Consider the following 15,783-nt stretch of genomic DNA (forward strand, 5'->3'; position numbering starts at 1 on the left):
CTAGCTTGCTTCTTGTTTTTCCACAGTGGCTGACTGAACCGTTTGCAATTGCTCCGGATAGCCATAACTTCCGTGCTCACTCAAATCCAAGCCGAGCAGTTCTTCCTCTTCAGAAACGCGTATACCTGTTAATTTGTCCATCACCCAGAGGATGAGAAACGAAACGGCAGCCACATAAACCATCGACACGGTCACCCCTAATGCCTGTACACCCAGTTGTGTCAGTCCGCCGCCATAAAACAGCCCCGCTTTGCCAACACCCACTTTCTCAACCAAGCGTGTGGAAGCAAACAAGCCTGTTGAAAGGGTGCCCCAGATTCCGGCAACCCCGTGAACCGAGAAAGCATAGATCGGGTCATCAATTCCTTTTTTCTCAAAATAGATCGCTGAGAAAACTGATAAGGAACCGGCGGCAGCACCGATCACTACCGCCGCCCAGGGCTCAACAAACGCACAGGCGGCGGTAATCGCAACAAGAGCCGCAAGTACACCATTGAGAATAGTTGGAATTTCTGCTTTGCCTGTAAGCAGACGGATCGTTGCCATTGCCGCGACCGCCCCGGCTGCAGCAGCCAGGTTCGTCGTCAAGGCCACATAACCGAAAAAGCCATCCTGTGCAGAAAGGGTGCTGCCCGGGTTAAAGCCAAACCAACCGAGCCAGATTATGAGCACCCCAAGAACGGAGTAAACCTGGTTGTGCCCGGGAATGAGGTTGGGAGACCCGTCTTTATTGAATTTACCTATTCTCGGCTTTAACATCAATGTGGCTACCAGTGCGGCAACCCCTCCTTGCAAATGGACAACCGTGGAACCCGCAAAATCCTGTTTTCCCAACTGGTGCAACCAACCGTCAGCTCCCCACACCCAGTGTCCGACCACCGGATAAATCAAGATTGTGTACAGGGTACCAAAAACAATATAAACGCTCAATTTTGCTCTTTCCGCAAAACCGCCCCAGGCAATGGCCAGTGATACAGCGACGAAAGCTAATTGAAATAAGTACAAAATGTCTGTCGAAATTGCGCCTGGTTCCTGTGAAATATTTAAAAACCATCCCGAAGTGCCAATCCATTTCCCTTCACCAAAAGTCAACCCATACCCAAACGCCCAGAAAGCCAGTGCGGCGATAGAGAAACTGAGTAACTGCTTACCGGCGATATGACCGGCATTCTTCATTCGCGTAGAACCTGCTTCAAGCAGTGCAAATCCTGCCTGCATAAAAATAACTAAAATGGCACTCAACATGACCCATACAGAATCAATTGCCAAAACCGCATCAGTAATTTTCAATTTCCCCACCTCTTAATGTCATATAATTTAACATAAAATCAAGTATGTAAGGATAATAACACAGAAAAATCTCCAATTCAACATTTATGTAAACTTTCATTACAAAATAGATCAATAAAATTAACATTATATTTTTAGGTGTCCTCCATACCTCCCATCTATAAAAAGCGGAAACCCAATTTTCAATTAAAAATCCCATCCTGGTTATGGAATGGGACTTTTTGTTGAAATAGACTGAATTCAATTTTACAACGCCTGATAAATCCGGCTTAAATCTTCTGCCACCCGTTCCCACCCGAACAAAGCTTCTGCTCGTCTTCTTGATTCGATCCCCATCTGTTTTAATCGCTGTGGTTGTCTGAGCCACTCGCTTAAAACCCGGACAATTCCGTCGGTTAACCCTTCAACAGGCAACAGGCGTCCGTTCACTCCATCAACCACTACTTCAGATATACCGCCTGTCTTTGTCGTAAGAATTGGCAAACCCGTTGCCATCCCTTCAACATTGACCAATCCAAAAGCTTCTTTACAGATAGATGGAGTAACCAGGATATCTGCCATTTGATAGATGGAAGGCAACTGGTGATGGGAAGTAAACGGCCACCAGCGAATGTGAGTACCGAGCGGTTTGCTTTTTTCCTTTAAATTTCTCACATAAGGAGTTTCAATGTTTTTGCCGTAATAACTGCTTCCTACAATGATGAGTATGGCATTGGAATACTCCGAGTGCACGCGTAGAAAAGCATCTATAAGATGATGGACCCCTTTTTTCGGAATGATTCTGCCTACAAACAGAATCACCGGACACCCGTGTAAACCATGATGTTTCCGATTGATGAGCCGTTGTTCCCTGACCGCTTTATCATGGATGGAGGCAAAGTGATTTAAATCGACTCCCAACCAGACCGATTTTATTTTGGGAGCCATTTTTGGAAACTGCCGGGTTAAACGGTGTTGCATAAATTTACTGTTGGTGAGAATCAGGTCATACTGAGGCAAGGTTCTTTTTATTTGTTTCGGTTTTGCATAGGGCGGCTGTAAAAATGTTTCCGAATGGAGAAACAGAACTTTTTTCGTGCGGGGAGCAACTCTTTTGAACCGTTCAATCCACAAAGGACGGTTTTCCACCTGAATAATATCCGGATCCAATAAACGTAATTTTCCCGCTACTTGGTTTAGGTAACCCCCTCTGCTTGGTGGCTTTGCTTCCACCACATGTACTTTTCCCATCGGGGTGATTTCTTTTCCCACCAAATATACCTGATGATGTTTGCTCACCCGCTTGGCAATCTCACGCGCCGAGATTTCAACCGAACCGCTTCCGTTTGAACTGACGGGCAAATTCCCCGGAGTTACGATGGCAACGGTAGGTTTATCAGGGTGAGGATTCATCTGTTTTTTCAACAGATAACCGGCATATTCCATCGGAGTTGCAAAAGTTCTTCTCCATGCTTCCCAATCCTGAGCCTGGCGGAATGTAATTCTCAAATCCCTGCCATTCACTTCAATGATCCATACCCGGTCTGTCTGATCTACCGCTATATCAAATCCGAGATCAGCCAATCCAGGGTATGTTTTCTGCAAACAGTCTGCGGCTCTCAGCACAATGCGTCCAATCTCTTTGATCAACGGTTCAGGCTTGGTAATCCCTGCGTTTTCTAAAGTAGGCATTAGTTGTCTGGCTCGTCCACCAACAGCAACATTTGTGGCAATTCCGCCTGCCGGTCCCACCCGGGCGACTATTCCTGATATTTTCCATTCCCCATTTCGCCCCCGTTGAACGGCTACCCGAAAGTCTATAGGTTGCTGTCCCTGTTTGATTAAATCGATAGATTGTTGAATCAGCATCGGTTCACGACGGATACATTTTTGTAACCAGCCGTTTTGTTGACCGGGAGCAATCGATTCCCGCTGTCCCATCGCATGAGCAACCTCAATTGCTGAATCTGTGAAGTCCAGCCGCCTGACACCCATGCCTAAACTTTTATCCCTGGGCTTTAAATATAGAGCAGGGTAACGGTCTTTCATCTCCTCAAAACTTTTTCCATTCAGCAGACAAGTTTCAGGTAAGTATGGATGCAAGACCCGATCGGACACGAGAGCCTGGTACACTTTCCACTTATCCAGACGATTATCTCTATTAAATAAAGTAATCTCAGGGATGTTTTTTAGCTGTTTGAACTCAGGTAAGGGAGCAGAAGGTTTGATCCGATTGTGAATAACTCTGGGGATGGGAACAGTCCTTTGTACAAAACTTCCGTCATCCTTTTGTTCATATCCTTGGACGAGAAATCGGGGCATTAACAAGTGATCAATCGTAAAAAAAATGACCCGCAAACCTTCCTGTTTTGCATATAAGCTATATAATGCAAATGATTCATAGGGTGAGCGCCCACGCAGGCAACTGGGAAAAATATGGCGGCTAATCAAAACTCCCACGGTGTTCGCCAAAGAGATCCCCTCCCTTTCCTATCCAATGTATGCACAGATACAGCCGTTGAGAGAGTACAGTTGTCTAACCCCAAAAAAATAGACGGAAGGCCGATCCTTCCGTCATTCCTGATTCACCCAGTTATAGAAAGAAAATCTGGTAGATGTTGGTTTATTCTCCTTCGCTGCAGTTTGATATAAAAGCCCCTTTTGTCTGAATTTTCGAGAATAATCAATGGCTTCTTCAGGAGTCTGAATCTTGTTTCGCTGCCATTCCAACAGGATTCGATCAATATAGCGAATATTCACTTTGCCGCAAAAGACAGCTTCACGTAAAGCAGCCTCTATCAATTCCACGGGATACCCATCCTCATCCATCCACTGTGCCAGCAACTCGCATTCCATCGGGGACAAGGCTCTGCCAAACTCTTGCTCAAATAAGCGAAAAATACTGCTGTAAGCTTCCTCATCAACCGTTTTGTCGGTTTCCTCCCGATTTACAAATGAGGCGACCAACTGCTGGAGCAGTGGTGAGGTGGAAAAACGTTCACTTCGTACTCCGTATTCGTTAACCTCTTCTTCAATTTGCAAAAATCCGCCCCGTACCAATTGTTGTAACGAGCTTACAATTTGATCACTCGAACAACTCATCCGTTCTTCCAATTCACTCACTGTCGGAAAAGGCTTCTGTTCTTTTTCTTGAAATAACATGATATGAATAAGCAGCATGACTTCCTGTTCCGATAGACCAACCCGTTTATACTCGGTTAACAACACAACGGGCAAGGCTATTGAGCCTTCTTGAAGGAGATGAACCAGAGCGGTTTGCAACGATCCTTTTCGACCCATGCCCATCCACCTCTCTCATCTTCTCTACTATATCACTCTCAAGTTGGATAGAAACAGACTTGAAAAATAAAAAAGCATCGGTTCCTGAACCGATGCGGGGATTTCTCAACCTTACGGGTATAGACGGTAGAGCATGCGCGGGAACGGAATCGTTTCACGAACATGATCCAGTCCACAGATCCAAGCAACTGTTCTTTCAAGCCCCAATCCGAATCCTGAGTGGGGAACTGTTCCGTATTTACGTAAATCCATATACCACTCATAGGCTTCACGCGGCAAAGCGTGTTGCTCATATCGTTGTTCCAGCAGGACAGGATCATCAATACGCTGGCTGCCCCCGATGATTTCCCCATAACCTTCCGGTGCGATCATGTCAGCACAGAGAACCACTTCAGGCCGATTTGGATCAGGTTTCATATAGAAGGATTTTACTTCAGTCGGGTAATGGGTAATAAACACCGGACGGTCAAAGCTTTCCGCTATCTTCGTTTCATGCGGAGCGCCGAAATCATCTCCCCACGTAAAGTCTGCAAATCCTTCCTTATGCAAAAGCTCTACCGCTTCATCGTAAGTGATGCGCGGAAACGGAGCTTTGATGTTTTCCAGTGCGCTCAGATCACGATCCAGTGTTTTCAGTTCCTGCTTGCAGTTGGCCAAGACTGCCTGCACTGTATGTGCCACCAACTGTTCCTGGATTTTCAGGCTTTCTTCATGATCAACAAAAGCCATCTCCGGCTCGATCATCCAAAACTCAATCAAATGGCGGCGGGTTTTCGACTTTTCAGCACGAAATGTCGGCCCGAAGGAGTAAACTTTGTTCAACGCCATCGCAGCTGCTTCCATGTAGAGCTGGCCACTTTGTGTCAGATAGGCATCTTCGTCAAAATATTTGGTGTGGAACAAGTTGGTTGTTCCTTCACATGATGAAGGAGTCAGGACAGGCGGGTCTACCAATGTAAACCCATTTTCATCCAGGAATCCTTGAATGGCACGAATAATCTCGGCACGTATCCTTAAAATGGCCTGTTGGCGGGGAGAGCGGATCCACAGATGGCGGTGGTCCATCAGGAAATCTACCCCATGTTCTTTTTTGGCAATCGGGTATTCTTCAGCAATCTGAATCACTTCGATATTGGTTATATCCATTTCATACCCGCCCGGGGCACGCTCATCTTCACGAACGACTCCCCACACATAAAGAGAACTTTCCTGAGTCAAATGATTTGCCTGTTCCCAAACTTCGGGTGAAACTTGTTTTTTAACCAGAATTCCCTGAATAAAACCGGTTCCGTCCCGCAGTTGCAAAAATTGAATTTTGCCACTTGAACGCTTATTATATAGCCACCCGCCCACTTTAACCTCTTTGCCAACATGCGCGGATATTTCTTTAATCGTTGTCAGCACGTATGTAACCTCCCGATAATGACGCTGTTGTTTATTATACAACTCATTATTTTCAACAGTCAACGAAAGCGAGATTTTTCTGGTAAGGATCATATGGACAAGGTATAATTTACATGAATATTATTATTCAAACACAGTAAGAAGGTCATATTATTGAAACATATTTTCTCTGCTTTCGTTTTTTTATTCCTTCTTTTTTTGCCTTTTCCCGGTTGTGCATTTTTTGGTGATCTTACTACTCCCTCTTTAGATCAACCGACAAAAACGGAGCCGTCCAAAGACAAGGCAGAAGCCGAGGCACCAAAAACCGTCCGGGTGGCTGCTTTTGGCGATATCATGTTACATTCACCACAGATCCGGGCTGGAATTCAGGCTGATGGGAGTTATGACTTCCGCTCTTTTTTTAAGGAAGTTAAACCGTATATACAGTCGGCCGATATTGCCATCGGCAACCTGGAAACAACCCTTGCCGGGAGATCAAAACCTTTCAGCGGATATCCTCAGTTTAACTCTCCGGACGAACTTGTACATGCCTTGAAAGATGCAGGTGTGGATGTGGTAAGCACCGCGAACAACCACGCGATGGACACAGGTGAAAAAGGGGTGATCCGAACTTACCGGACAGTGAATAAATCAGGGATCCAGACAACCGGAACAGCTCCCACTCACGAAGAAAAGAAGGCTGCTATCTTAAAGAAAAACGGAATTACCATTGCTTTCCTTGCCTATACACAATCAACCAACGGACTTCCCGTTCCCAAGGACAAGCCCTATCTAATCAATCGCATCAACACCACTCAAATTGCCCAAGATGTGAAAGAGACAAAAAAACAGGGAACCGATTTTGTTTGTGTCTCTCTCCACTTTGGAAATGAGTATCAACGGCATCCAAATGATTATCAGTTAAAAATTGCCCGGCAAGTTCTGGAAGACGGGGCCGATGTGATTCTCGGCAGCCACCCTCACGTATTGCAGCCTATGGAGAAAGTAACTATTAACGGGAAAGAAAAATTTATTATTTATTCAATGGGAAACTTCATCTCAAACCAGCAGGATCCGTACACAGATGAGGGAGTCATCCTCTATTTTGATTTAGAGAAAGATCCTGCCAAAAAACAAACCAGCTTGAAAAATGTTTCATTCCTGCCAACCTATGTCCATAAATACTATCAAAACGGGAAAAGGCAGTATGTAGTCATCCCCACAGAGACTAAACAGCCCGGCACCTTGCCTGACTATCCCGGCCTCACCCCTGCCAAGTGGCGGATGACCTGGAACCACACCCAACAGTTGATGAAAGAAAAAGGAACGTTTCCTACGTTCTCATTGAACAGGGATTAATTGCCTTACACCCCTCCAAGCGGATTATTACCGCTCATTTGGAGGGGTGTTTCCATTTATGAGTGGAGGGAGAAATTCTAAGAGATCCATTTACTTCAAAAAAACACCACTTTCCCATTTGGAAAAGCGGTGTTTTTTTCAATAGCTTAGTACAGAGACATGTATTGTTCGCGTTCCCACGGATGAACAGAGGTCCGGAACATATCCCACTCAATCTCTTTAGCTTCGACAAAGTGGGCCAAAGCGTGCTCACCCAATGCTTCAACCATGACCGGGTTGTTTTGCAGTTCAATAAGCGCATCTTTAAGGCTTGCGGGCAAGTTAGTGATCCCTGCTTCTTCGCGCTCTGCTTCATCCATGACATAGATGTTCCGGTCGGTCTGCTTTGCAAGCGGCAGCTTATTTTTGATACCATCCAAACCGGCTTTAAGCATAACGGCAAGTGCCAGGTACGGGTTTGCTGACGGGTCGGGTGAACGGACTTCGATCCGGGTGCTCAAACCGCGGGAAGCCGGTACACGTACGAGCGGACTGCGGTTTTGCGGAGACCAGGCAACATAACAAGGAGCTTCAAACCCGGGAACCAAACGCTTATAGGAGTTTACCAGCGGGTTGGTAACCGCAGTGAAGGAACGTGCGTGTTTAAGAATCCCTGCCAGGTAATGACGGGCAATATCGCTCAAGCCCAGTTCATCACTCTCATCATAAAACGCGTTTTCAGCACCGCGGAACAAGGATTGGTGACAGTGCATGCCGGAACCATTCACACCGAAGAGTGGTTTTGGCATAAAGGTTGCGTGTAAACCATATCTGCGGGCTATGTTTTTGACTACCAGTTTGAAGATTTGAATGTTATCAGCAGTAGTTACGGCATCAGCGTATTTAAAGTCGATTTCGTGTTGTCCGGGTGCAACCTCGTGGTGGGAGGCTTCTACTTCAAAACCCATTTTGTCAAGGGTAAGAACGATATCACGGCGGCAGTTTTCACCCAGATCCAGCGGAGCTAAGTCAAAATAACCGCCTTTGTCATTGAGATTGAGTGTAGGCTCACCATTTTCATCCGTTTTGAAAAGGAAAAATTCCGGTTCCGGTCCTACATTAAAAGAAGTGAAGCCAAGTTCTTCCGCCTCTTTCAACACTCGTTTCAAAATTCCGCGCGGATCGCCGGCAAATGGTGTCCCGTCGGGATTGTAAATGTCACAGGTAAGACCTGCCACTCTTCCCTCACTACTGGAAGTCCAGGGATAGATCACCCAGGTATTGAGATCCGGATAGAGATACATATCAGATTCTTCAATGCGAACAAATCCCTCAATCGAAGATCCGTCAAACATCATTTTGTTATCCAGTGCTTTTGCCAACTGGCTGCGCGGGATTTCAACGTTTTTGATCGTTCCTAACATATCGGTGAATTGCAAGCGAATATAGGCAACATTTTCTTGCTCTGCAATACGGAGAATATCTTCCTTGGTGTAGTTACGGTGAGCCATCGTTTTTTGTTCTCCCTTCAAGCTGAAATAGAATGATTTTTCCATGTAAAACAACTAGTGACGAAAGAATCGGGAAAGTTCCCCGTGGGTCAAATGAGTTTGACCCGGCCGGCCGGGATGAATCAGCTGGCGTTTGAGCAAACGGCGCAACTCTTGCTCGGACAACTCTTTTTTCGCTTTCTCTGCTTCTTTCTTCGCTTCCAAGACTTGCTGAGATTGCTTTAACATCTCTTTGACACCAGCGATGTTCACTCCCTTTTCCATTAATGATTTGATGTGCAGTAAGCGATCTACATCATTAAAAGAGAACAAACGCTGATTTCCATCGGTTCGCGCCGGACGAATTAACCCCTGTTGTTCATAGTATCGAACCTGTCTCGGTGTCAATTCTGTCAACTTGGTCACAATTCCAATCGGAAACAAAGGCATATTCCGACGTATGTTATCCCTCATACCGGCGCCCTCCTCTCTTGGGCGATTGCTTTTACTACTCTTATTCTATTCATGTTAGCTTTCTTTGTCAATTGATGTTAAAAAAAATAACATCAATAATCAAAAAAACCGCTTTCCCGAAAAAGTACAGGAAAGCAGTTTGGATTAAAGGAACACAAGGATCACAAACCAGATAATCAAACCTGTGATCACTAAAAACTTAACAAACACGCTTCCTAAAAACCCGATCAGCGTGCCGAGTGCGATTTTTAAAGCTTTTTCTGTATCCTTGTTTTGCATAAGTTCCACCAAAAAAACAAGGAGAAAAGGTCCCACAATAATACCAAGCGGGCCAAGAAAAAATGGAAAGATCAGAACCCCCGCGACTGCAGCAATCATCGACCAGTTGGAGCCCCCATATTTTTTTGCAGCCAATCCCCCTGCGACATAGTCCAACACGAACAAGACGATGGTAAAGAAGACAACAGTGATCCAGAACGGCCAACCCAACTGAGTGTTGTCGATTAAAAAGTGATAAAGGAGAAAACCTCCCAAAATAAAAGGTATATCCGGTAACGCAAGTAACACGAGACCCGCATACGCCAGCAAAAAGAGAATGATGATAAGAACCCACCAGACCGTTTCCATCAAGGTTTCGCTCCTTTTTTCTGTGAAAGTGTATTGTTATGGGCGAAGGCAGAATTCTGTCCCGCTCCCGATTCGGCGCCTTGCGTCGCCAAAAGGTCCCCAGATTTCAGCTTCCCCGCACGATAAAATTTTCATCCCAGGGGTTGTGTCGTCCAGGTCATGAAGGTTTGCTGTGAAAGTAGTGTTCATCTTAATCATTAATGTTTTTCCGGTGTAGTGATTGACAGAGATCCTGTGGAAATCATCTGATCAAGCGCTTGGATTACCGCAATCTTTACATGGGAATAGGTCAGCCCTCCCTGGAGATAAGCGATATATGGCGGACGAATCGGCCCGTCCGCTGACAATTCGATACTGGCCCCTTGCACAAAAGTGCCAGCCGCCATAATCACAGGGTCCTCATATCCGGGCATAGCCGCGGGAACAGGTGAAATATGGGCATCGACAGGGGATGCCGATTGGATTCCCTGACAAAAAGCAACAAGCCGTTCAGGACTTCCCAAATGTATCTGTTGAATAATATCTGTTCGTTTTTCTTGCCAGCCCGGAGAGGTGTCAAAGCCCAGTTCTTCTAACAGGGCCGAGGTAAAGACCGCTCCTTTTAAAGCTTCACCAACCACGTGAGGTGCAAGGAATAAACCTTGAAAGAAATCGCGCAGATACCCGTAAGTTGCTCCTCCTTCCAGCCCAATTCCCGGAGCAACAAGACGGGATGCCGCCCGTTTCACCCACTTGGCTTTTCCGGTGATATAACCTCCCGATTTGGCCAGTCCTCCTCCGGGATTTTTAATTAAAGAACCAGCAATAATATCTGCCCCTGCATGGGTAGGCTCTTCTGCTTCCACAAATTCACCATAGCAATTATCCACAAAAACGAGCAAATCCGGGCGAATCGCGCGGATGTGGTTAATTATCTCTTTAATTTGACTAATGGTAAAAGAGGGGCGGGCCGAATAGCCTCTCGATCGTTGAATTCCGATAAGGCGCGTACGATGCGTTAGCGCCTGTTCAAATCGTGGCCAGTTTATGCTCCCCTCAGGTGTGAGGGGAACTTCTTGATAGGAAATGTTGTAATCAGCAAGAGATCCTGAGCCATCCTGACCGGAGCCAATTACTTGCTGTAACGTATCGTAGGGTTTTCCCGTAAGGTATATAAGTTCATCTCCCGGACGCAAAATACCGTATAAACAGGCGGCAATGGCATGTGTACCTGAGATGATATTGGGTCGGACAAGAGCCATTTCAGCTCCAAACAGATCGGCAAAAACTTTTTCCAGTGTGTCACGTCCCAGATCATCATATCCATACCCTGTCGACGATTGCAGGTGATGCTCGCTGACTCCGTGCTTACGAAAGAAGTCAAGCACCTTCCACTGTCCGTATTCTGCTTGTTCTTCAATCTTTCGTATCACAGGAACAATTTTTTGTTCAATTTCCGTTACGATTTGTTTGATCCGGAAACCATGGCTTAAATGTTTGTACACTTTACACACCATTTCTACAGTTAAAGTCTGCGGGCAAGTGGTTGACTTTGAATACATGCTTTCAGCTCCGGGGAAAGCCGTTGGTAATTTTTTAAAGGCAAACAGAATTTTATTTCTATCGTCAGCTCCGTTATCCTCGAGCTGAGAATTTCTGCTGAATCGTACAGGGCAGAAATCCAATCCCCCCGTTCGACTGGAATTTCCGCTTTCCCTTCGATCTGTTCCCTTTCTAAAGCTTGTTCTATTTCCTGTTTTAAACGCGCAATATCCATATCATTAAAAGCTGAAACCTGAATTACATGGTCACCCGGCGCATCAGGCCACCGTGAATCGGCTTTATCTGCTTTATTAAAAACCGTTAAGACAGGAATATGAGCAGCCCCCAGATCATTTAGTACCTCTTCTACTGCCTCCATCTGTTCCAAAGCCTCCGGATGGCTGGAATCCACCACATGCAGAAGCAAATCGGCCTCATTTACCTGTTCCAGAGTAGAGCGGAAAGCAGCTACCAAATCATGAGGAAGTTTTCGGATAAAGCCAACCGTATCAGTGAGAAGTACTTCCCGGCCCGAAGGCAACTGTAATGCGCGCGAGGTTGGATCAAGTGTGGCAAACAGTTGGTTTTCCACAAGAACTCCTGCCCCCGTTAAACGGTTTAAAAGTGTTGACTTTCCAGCATTGGTATAGCCGACCAGAGCCACTTGAAGCCAGTCCAATTTTCTGCGTCTGGCCTGATGTAACTGGCGATGTTTTTTCACTTCTTCCAGCTCTCTTTTTAACTGACGAATCTGGCGGCCAATATGCCGCCGGTCTGTCTCCAGTTTTTTCTCTCCCGGGCCTCGGGTGCCAATGCCGCCACCCAGACGGGAGAGTTCTTTTCCCCGGCCTGCCAAACGGGGCAAGAGATATTGTAACTGGGCTAACTCAACTTGCAAACGCCCCTCTTTGGTTTGGGCCCTTTGCGCGAAGATGTCTAAAATCAGTTGTGTCCGGTCAATCACTTTACAAGGGAGGATCTGCTCTAAATTTCTTACTTGCGCCGGCGAGAGCTCCTGATCAAAGATGGCCAAATCCACAGCTTTTTCCTCGGCCAGTCTCGCAATCTCTTCTGCCTTTCCCTTTCCAATCAGCCAGGAGGGATCTTTTCGGTCACGAAACTGGACAATCCTTGCTACCGTCTCGACACGTGAAGTATGTGCCAGACGTTCCAGTTCGGCAAGTGTCGAATGTATTTCCCATTCCTTGCTTTTGGGCCCGCAGCCCACAATCATTGCTTTTTCTTTATGTTCCAATTGTTCGATTCTTGATTCTCCTTTCCCGCCCTTGATTTCGTCTAATTATACCATGAATAGACTGGCGCTTTCCTGACGGCATCCTCAAGTTGAAAATCTTCCCCTCGCAAAATCATTAAATCATCCCGGCTGGGATAACGCATGTTTAAAAGGCGAACTGCTTGATGGCGAACCGCTTGCTCAATCAGGTTGCGCACATAACGGGCATTCCCGAAATGTCTGTCATTCCTGTTCATCTCTTTCTGCAGATGGTTGCGCAATTTTTCCTTGGCAGCCAAGGACAAACGGTATTGTCTCTCCTTTACCATCTGTTCTGCGATCTCCAGCAGCTGTTCAATAAGAAAATCAGGAAATGTCAAATGTATAGGAAAGCGGGAAGGCAAACCAGGGTTAGACCGAAGAAAGTGTTCCATCTCCTCTGAATAGCCCGCCAGAATAAGTACAAAATCATTTTTATAGTCTTCCATCGATTTGACCATCGTATCAATCGCTTCTTTTCCAAAGTCTTTGTCCCCGCCCCGGGCAAGGGAATACGCTTCATCGATAAATAAAATACCACCCAGTGCTTTGCGGACATGGTCTCTTGTCTTTTGAGCAGTATGTCCTATATATTCCCCGACAAGGTCAGCCCGCTCTACTTCGATCAGATGCCCTTTGGAGAGCACCCCCATTTCTTGAAACAGACGGCTTAATATTCGTGCCACTGTGGTTTTGCCGGTACCTGGGTTTCCTGTAAAAACCATATGCAACACCTGCTGTCCGGAGAGCAAACCAGCCGCTCTCCTCCGCTTGCCGACTTCCAGCCAGGCGTAGATCTCGCGTACAAACTCTTTTACCTGAGAAAGCCCTACCAGCTGATTTAATTGGTTTAGACACTCACGCAGGGGGCCATGTTCCTCTTTTCCGGGAAAGGAACCGGCTTCTTCAGGCCCAGGGTGAGGCATGGCATGAATTTCATTTTTTTGATGGTCAAACACAACATGAATTTGATGTTTTGCATTTCCTGTAACCACTCTCCTGCTCATGCGGTTCACCTCTCCGACTGGGTTAGCTTTTCTATGTATACGCACCTGCCCAGAGTTTGGTGAACAAGAAAAAAACCAAGTGGCGCCACTTGGTTTTTAACCCTCTTTATTCTCTTCGGAGGACATCAGTGAAACAGGGCGTGCCGGTGTAAAGGTGGAGATGGCATGTTTGTAAACCATCTGTTGTTTCCCTTCACTGTCGATTACGATGGTAAAATTATCAAATCCACGAACAACCCCGCGAAGTTGAAATCCATTCACTAAATAGATGGTGACTGGTACTGATTCTTTACGAATCTGGTTGAGAAATGTATCTTGAATATTGATGGATTGTTTCAAAACCCGTACCTCCTATGTAATTTAACGTTATACGTTAGTTTACTCTATTCTCTAGAGTGAAGGAACTTTCCTGCCACCAACCGTTGAATTTCTTCAAAACTTTCATCTTTTGTCACATCAAACCAATGGATTTCCGGTATCCGGCGAAACCAGGAAAATTGACGTTTTGCATATTTTCTCGTTCCTTTTTTTATTAGGTCAACCGCTTCGGGAAACGTCATTTCCCCTTCCAGAAAACTCATGATTTCTTTATACCCGATTGCCTGCATAGATGTCAAATTACGGTGGTATCCTTTTTCTTTTAAGCGTTTCACTTCATCTACAAGCCCAGCCGAAATCATCTGATCGACACGCTGGTTGATGCGCTCGTACAAAAGGTCACGCGGCATGGTTAAACCGACCCACAGGAGATGATAAGGAGACTCTTTTTTGCCCGTGATTTGTGAAAATGGCTTTCCTGTCGCATGGTAAACTTCCAGAGCGCGAATGATCCGCCTGCGGTCATTTGGATGTAACTTTTCGGCAGAGACGGGGTCTACTTCATACAGGCGTTGGTGGAGTGCTTTATTCCCTTCCCTTTCGGCAAAAAGGTGCAGCTCCCGGCGCAATTCCGTATTTTCTTCAACATAAGGCATTTTATAACCATGAGTGACCGCTTCTATATAAAGCCCGGTGCCTCCCACCAGCATTGGCAGATGTCCTCGAGCTGCAATCTCCTCAATCTTTTGGCGGGCCAACGCTTGAAATTCCTGAACAGAAAACGGGGTGTCAGGATCAATAATATCAATCAGATGATGGGGAACACGCCTTCTTTCCTCTTCTGATGCTTTTGCTGTCCCAATATCCATCTCTCTGTATACCTGCATCGAATCACCGGAAATCACTTCACCATCAAATTCTTCAGCGATTTGCAGACTGAGTGCTGTTTTACCTACCGCAGTAGGTCCCACAATCAGAAGCAGATCAGGATTCATCCCGCCCCTCCTTTTTTCGGATCACACCCCACGCATAGTTGGAAGCTTCCTTCACAATTTCAAAGCCTAATCGCTCAAATTCCCCGCTCTTGGGCCGTTCTTTTAACAGAACTGCTTTTTTTGCCACACGGACTGCTTCTCTGACCGAATCTTCATCCAGAGGTTCCGGATTGGCAATCGGTTTAAGCATTTGCATCGCTGCGGATGACTGTACCGTTTCCCTGAACATCGGGTCAAAGTAAACAATGTCAAACGAACGATCCGGGCATTGTCGCAGGTAAAAACGATAATCAGCCTGCACCACTTCAATCGCACGCATGGCCCGGTTTAATTCCTTCCGATTGGTCATATACGTTTTTAAACCCTGTTTGACCAGTGCAGCAATCACAGGCTGGCTCTCAAGTGCAACCACCTTTCCCTCTTCCCCCACTGCAAAAGAAGAGACGATCGCATCAGCTCCCATACCCAGGGTACAATCAAGTACTTGATCCCCCGGTTCCATAGATGAGCTTGCAACCAGTGCATCCGGTTCCCCTTTCATCATATGTTTAATCCGAAGCGCTGACATATTTGGATGAAAAAAGAACTGATCTCCCTTTTGATCTTCATATCTCCAGCCCTTTTTTGTTACAATGATGACTTGTTTTTTTCCAGTACGGGCAAATAGATCAACAAGTGAATCCCGCTCCCGTTGGATAAACGGCACTCCAAGAGAGGATGCCAGGGATCTTGCCTCATGAAGTTCTTTGATACCTGGGTGAAAAGAAGTGGTAACAAACAAGATA

The 15,783-nt window shown here is 46.0% G+C and carries 14 protein-coding genes; 1 reads left to right on the forward strand and 13 read right to left on the reverse strand.

The features are described from left to right. The 4 genes from I8U27_RS08655 to asnS form a co-directional block, all read right to left on the reverse strand. Complete coding sequence (locus tag I8U27_RS08655) at nt 1-1,290, reverse strand: ammonium transporter (RefSeq protein ID WP_258567763.1); 1,290 nt, start codon at nt 1,288-1,290, stop codon at nt 1-3. Between the two features lie 246 nt (nt 1,291-1,536). Continuing rightward, a complete protein-coding gene (locus I8U27_RS08660) occupies nt 1,537-3,741 on the reverse strand; it encodes a YheC/YheD family protein (protein WP_181751692.1) in 2,205 nt (734 codons plus the stop codon). A 102-nt stretch (nt 3,742-3,843) separates the two neighbouring features. Further along, nucleotides 3,844-4,569, reverse strand: a complete 726-nt coding sequence (locus I8U27_RS08665) for a DnaD domain protein (protein WP_181751691.1) — start codon at nt 4,567-4,569, stop codon at nt 3,844-3,846. A 111-nt stretch (nt 4,570-4,680) separates the two neighbouring features. Continuing rightward, the gene (gene asnS, locus I8U27_RS08670; RefSeq protein WP_309506120.1) at nt 4,681-5,973 is read right to left on the reverse strand and encodes an asparagine--tRNA ligase; all 1,293 of its coding nucleotides are present in this window, start codon (nt 5,971-5,973) and stop codon (nt 4,681-4,683) included. 153 nt (nt 5,974-6,126) lie between these two features. On the opposite strand from asnS, the gene I8U27_RS08675 reads away from it, so the two are divergent. Further along, complete coding sequence (locus I8U27_RS08675; protein WP_181751689.1) at nt 6,127-7,314, forward strand: CapA family protein; 1,188 nt, start codon at nt 6,127-6,129, stop codon at nt 7,312-7,314. A 146-nt stretch (nt 7,315-7,460) separates the two neighbouring features. Here I8U27_RS08675 and glnA read toward each other — a convergent pair whose 3' ends face one another. From glnA to I8U27_RS08720, 9 genes are all read right to left on the reverse strand, one after another. Beyond that, nucleotides 7,461-8,804 (reverse strand): type I glutamate--ammonia ligase, encoded by a 1,344-nt coding sequence (glnA, locus tag I8U27_RS08680; protein ID WP_181751688.1) that lies wholly within the window; start codon nt 8,802-8,804, stop codon nt 7,461-7,463. A 54-nt stretch (nt 8,805-8,858) separates the two neighbouring features. After that, nucleotides 8,859-9,257, reverse strand: coding sequence for a MerR family transcriptional regulator (locus I8U27_RS08685; RefSeq protein ID WP_181751687.1), 399 nt, complete (start codon nt 9,255-9,257; stop codon nt 8,859-8,861). Between the two features lie 144 nt (nt 9,258-9,401). Beyond that, nucleotides 9,402-9,884 (reverse strand): DUF456 domain-containing protein, encoded by a 483-nt coding sequence (locus tag I8U27_RS08690; RefSeq protein WP_181751686.1) that lies wholly within the window; start codon nt 9,882-9,884, stop codon nt 9,402-9,404. Between the two features lie 197 nt (nt 9,885-10,081). Beyond that, nucleotides 10,082-11,368: a methionine gamma-lyase family protein gene (locus tag I8U27_RS08695; RefSeq protein WP_181751758.1), complete on the reverse strand. Its 1,287-nt coding sequence runs from the start codon at nt 11,366-11,368 to the stop codon at nt 10,082-10,084. A gap of 20 nt (nt 11,369-11,388) precedes the next feature. Beyond that, a complete protein-coding gene (gene hflX / locus I8U27_RS08700; RefSeq protein WP_309506119.1) occupies nt 11,389-12,660 on the reverse strand; it encodes a GTPase HflX in 1,272 nt (423 codons plus the stop codon). 41 nt (nt 12,661-12,701) lie between these two features. After that, on the reverse strand, nt 12,702-13,685 hold the full coding sequence (spoVK, locus tag I8U27_RS08705; protein ID WP_181751685.1) for a stage V sporulation protein K: 984 nt from the start codon (nt 13,683-13,685) through the stop codon (nt 12,702-12,704). Between the two features lie 96 nt (nt 13,686-13,781). Further along, nucleotides 13,782-14,024, reverse strand: coding sequence for an RNA chaperone Hfq (gene hfq, locus I8U27_RS08710; RefSeq protein ID WP_181751684.1), 243 nt, complete (start codon nt 14,022-14,024; stop codon nt 13,782-13,784). 44 nt (nt 14,025-14,068) lie between these two features. After that, nucleotides 14,069-14,998, reverse strand: coding sequence for a tRNA (adenosine(37)-N6)-dimethylallyltransferase MiaA (gene miaA, locus I8U27_RS08715; protein WP_181751683.1), 930 nt, complete (start codon nt 14,996-14,998; stop codon nt 14,069-14,071). Further along, nucleotides 14,988-15,779 (reverse strand): class I SAM-dependent methyltransferase, encoded by a 792-nt coding sequence (locus I8U27_RS08720; protein ID WP_181751682.1) that lies wholly within the window; start codon nt 15,777-15,779, stop codon nt 14,988-14,990. Before I8U27_RS08720 ends, miaA begins: the two co-directional genes overlap by 11 nt. Nucleotides 15,780-15,783: the final 4 nt, after the last annotated feature.

It is taken from the genome of Paenactinomyces guangxiensis, assembly GCF_016055185.1.
In the GTDB taxonomy this organism is placed as follows: Bacteria; Bacillota; Bacilli; order Thermoactinomycetales; family Thermoactinomycetaceae; genus Paenactinomyces; species Paenactinomyces guangxiensis.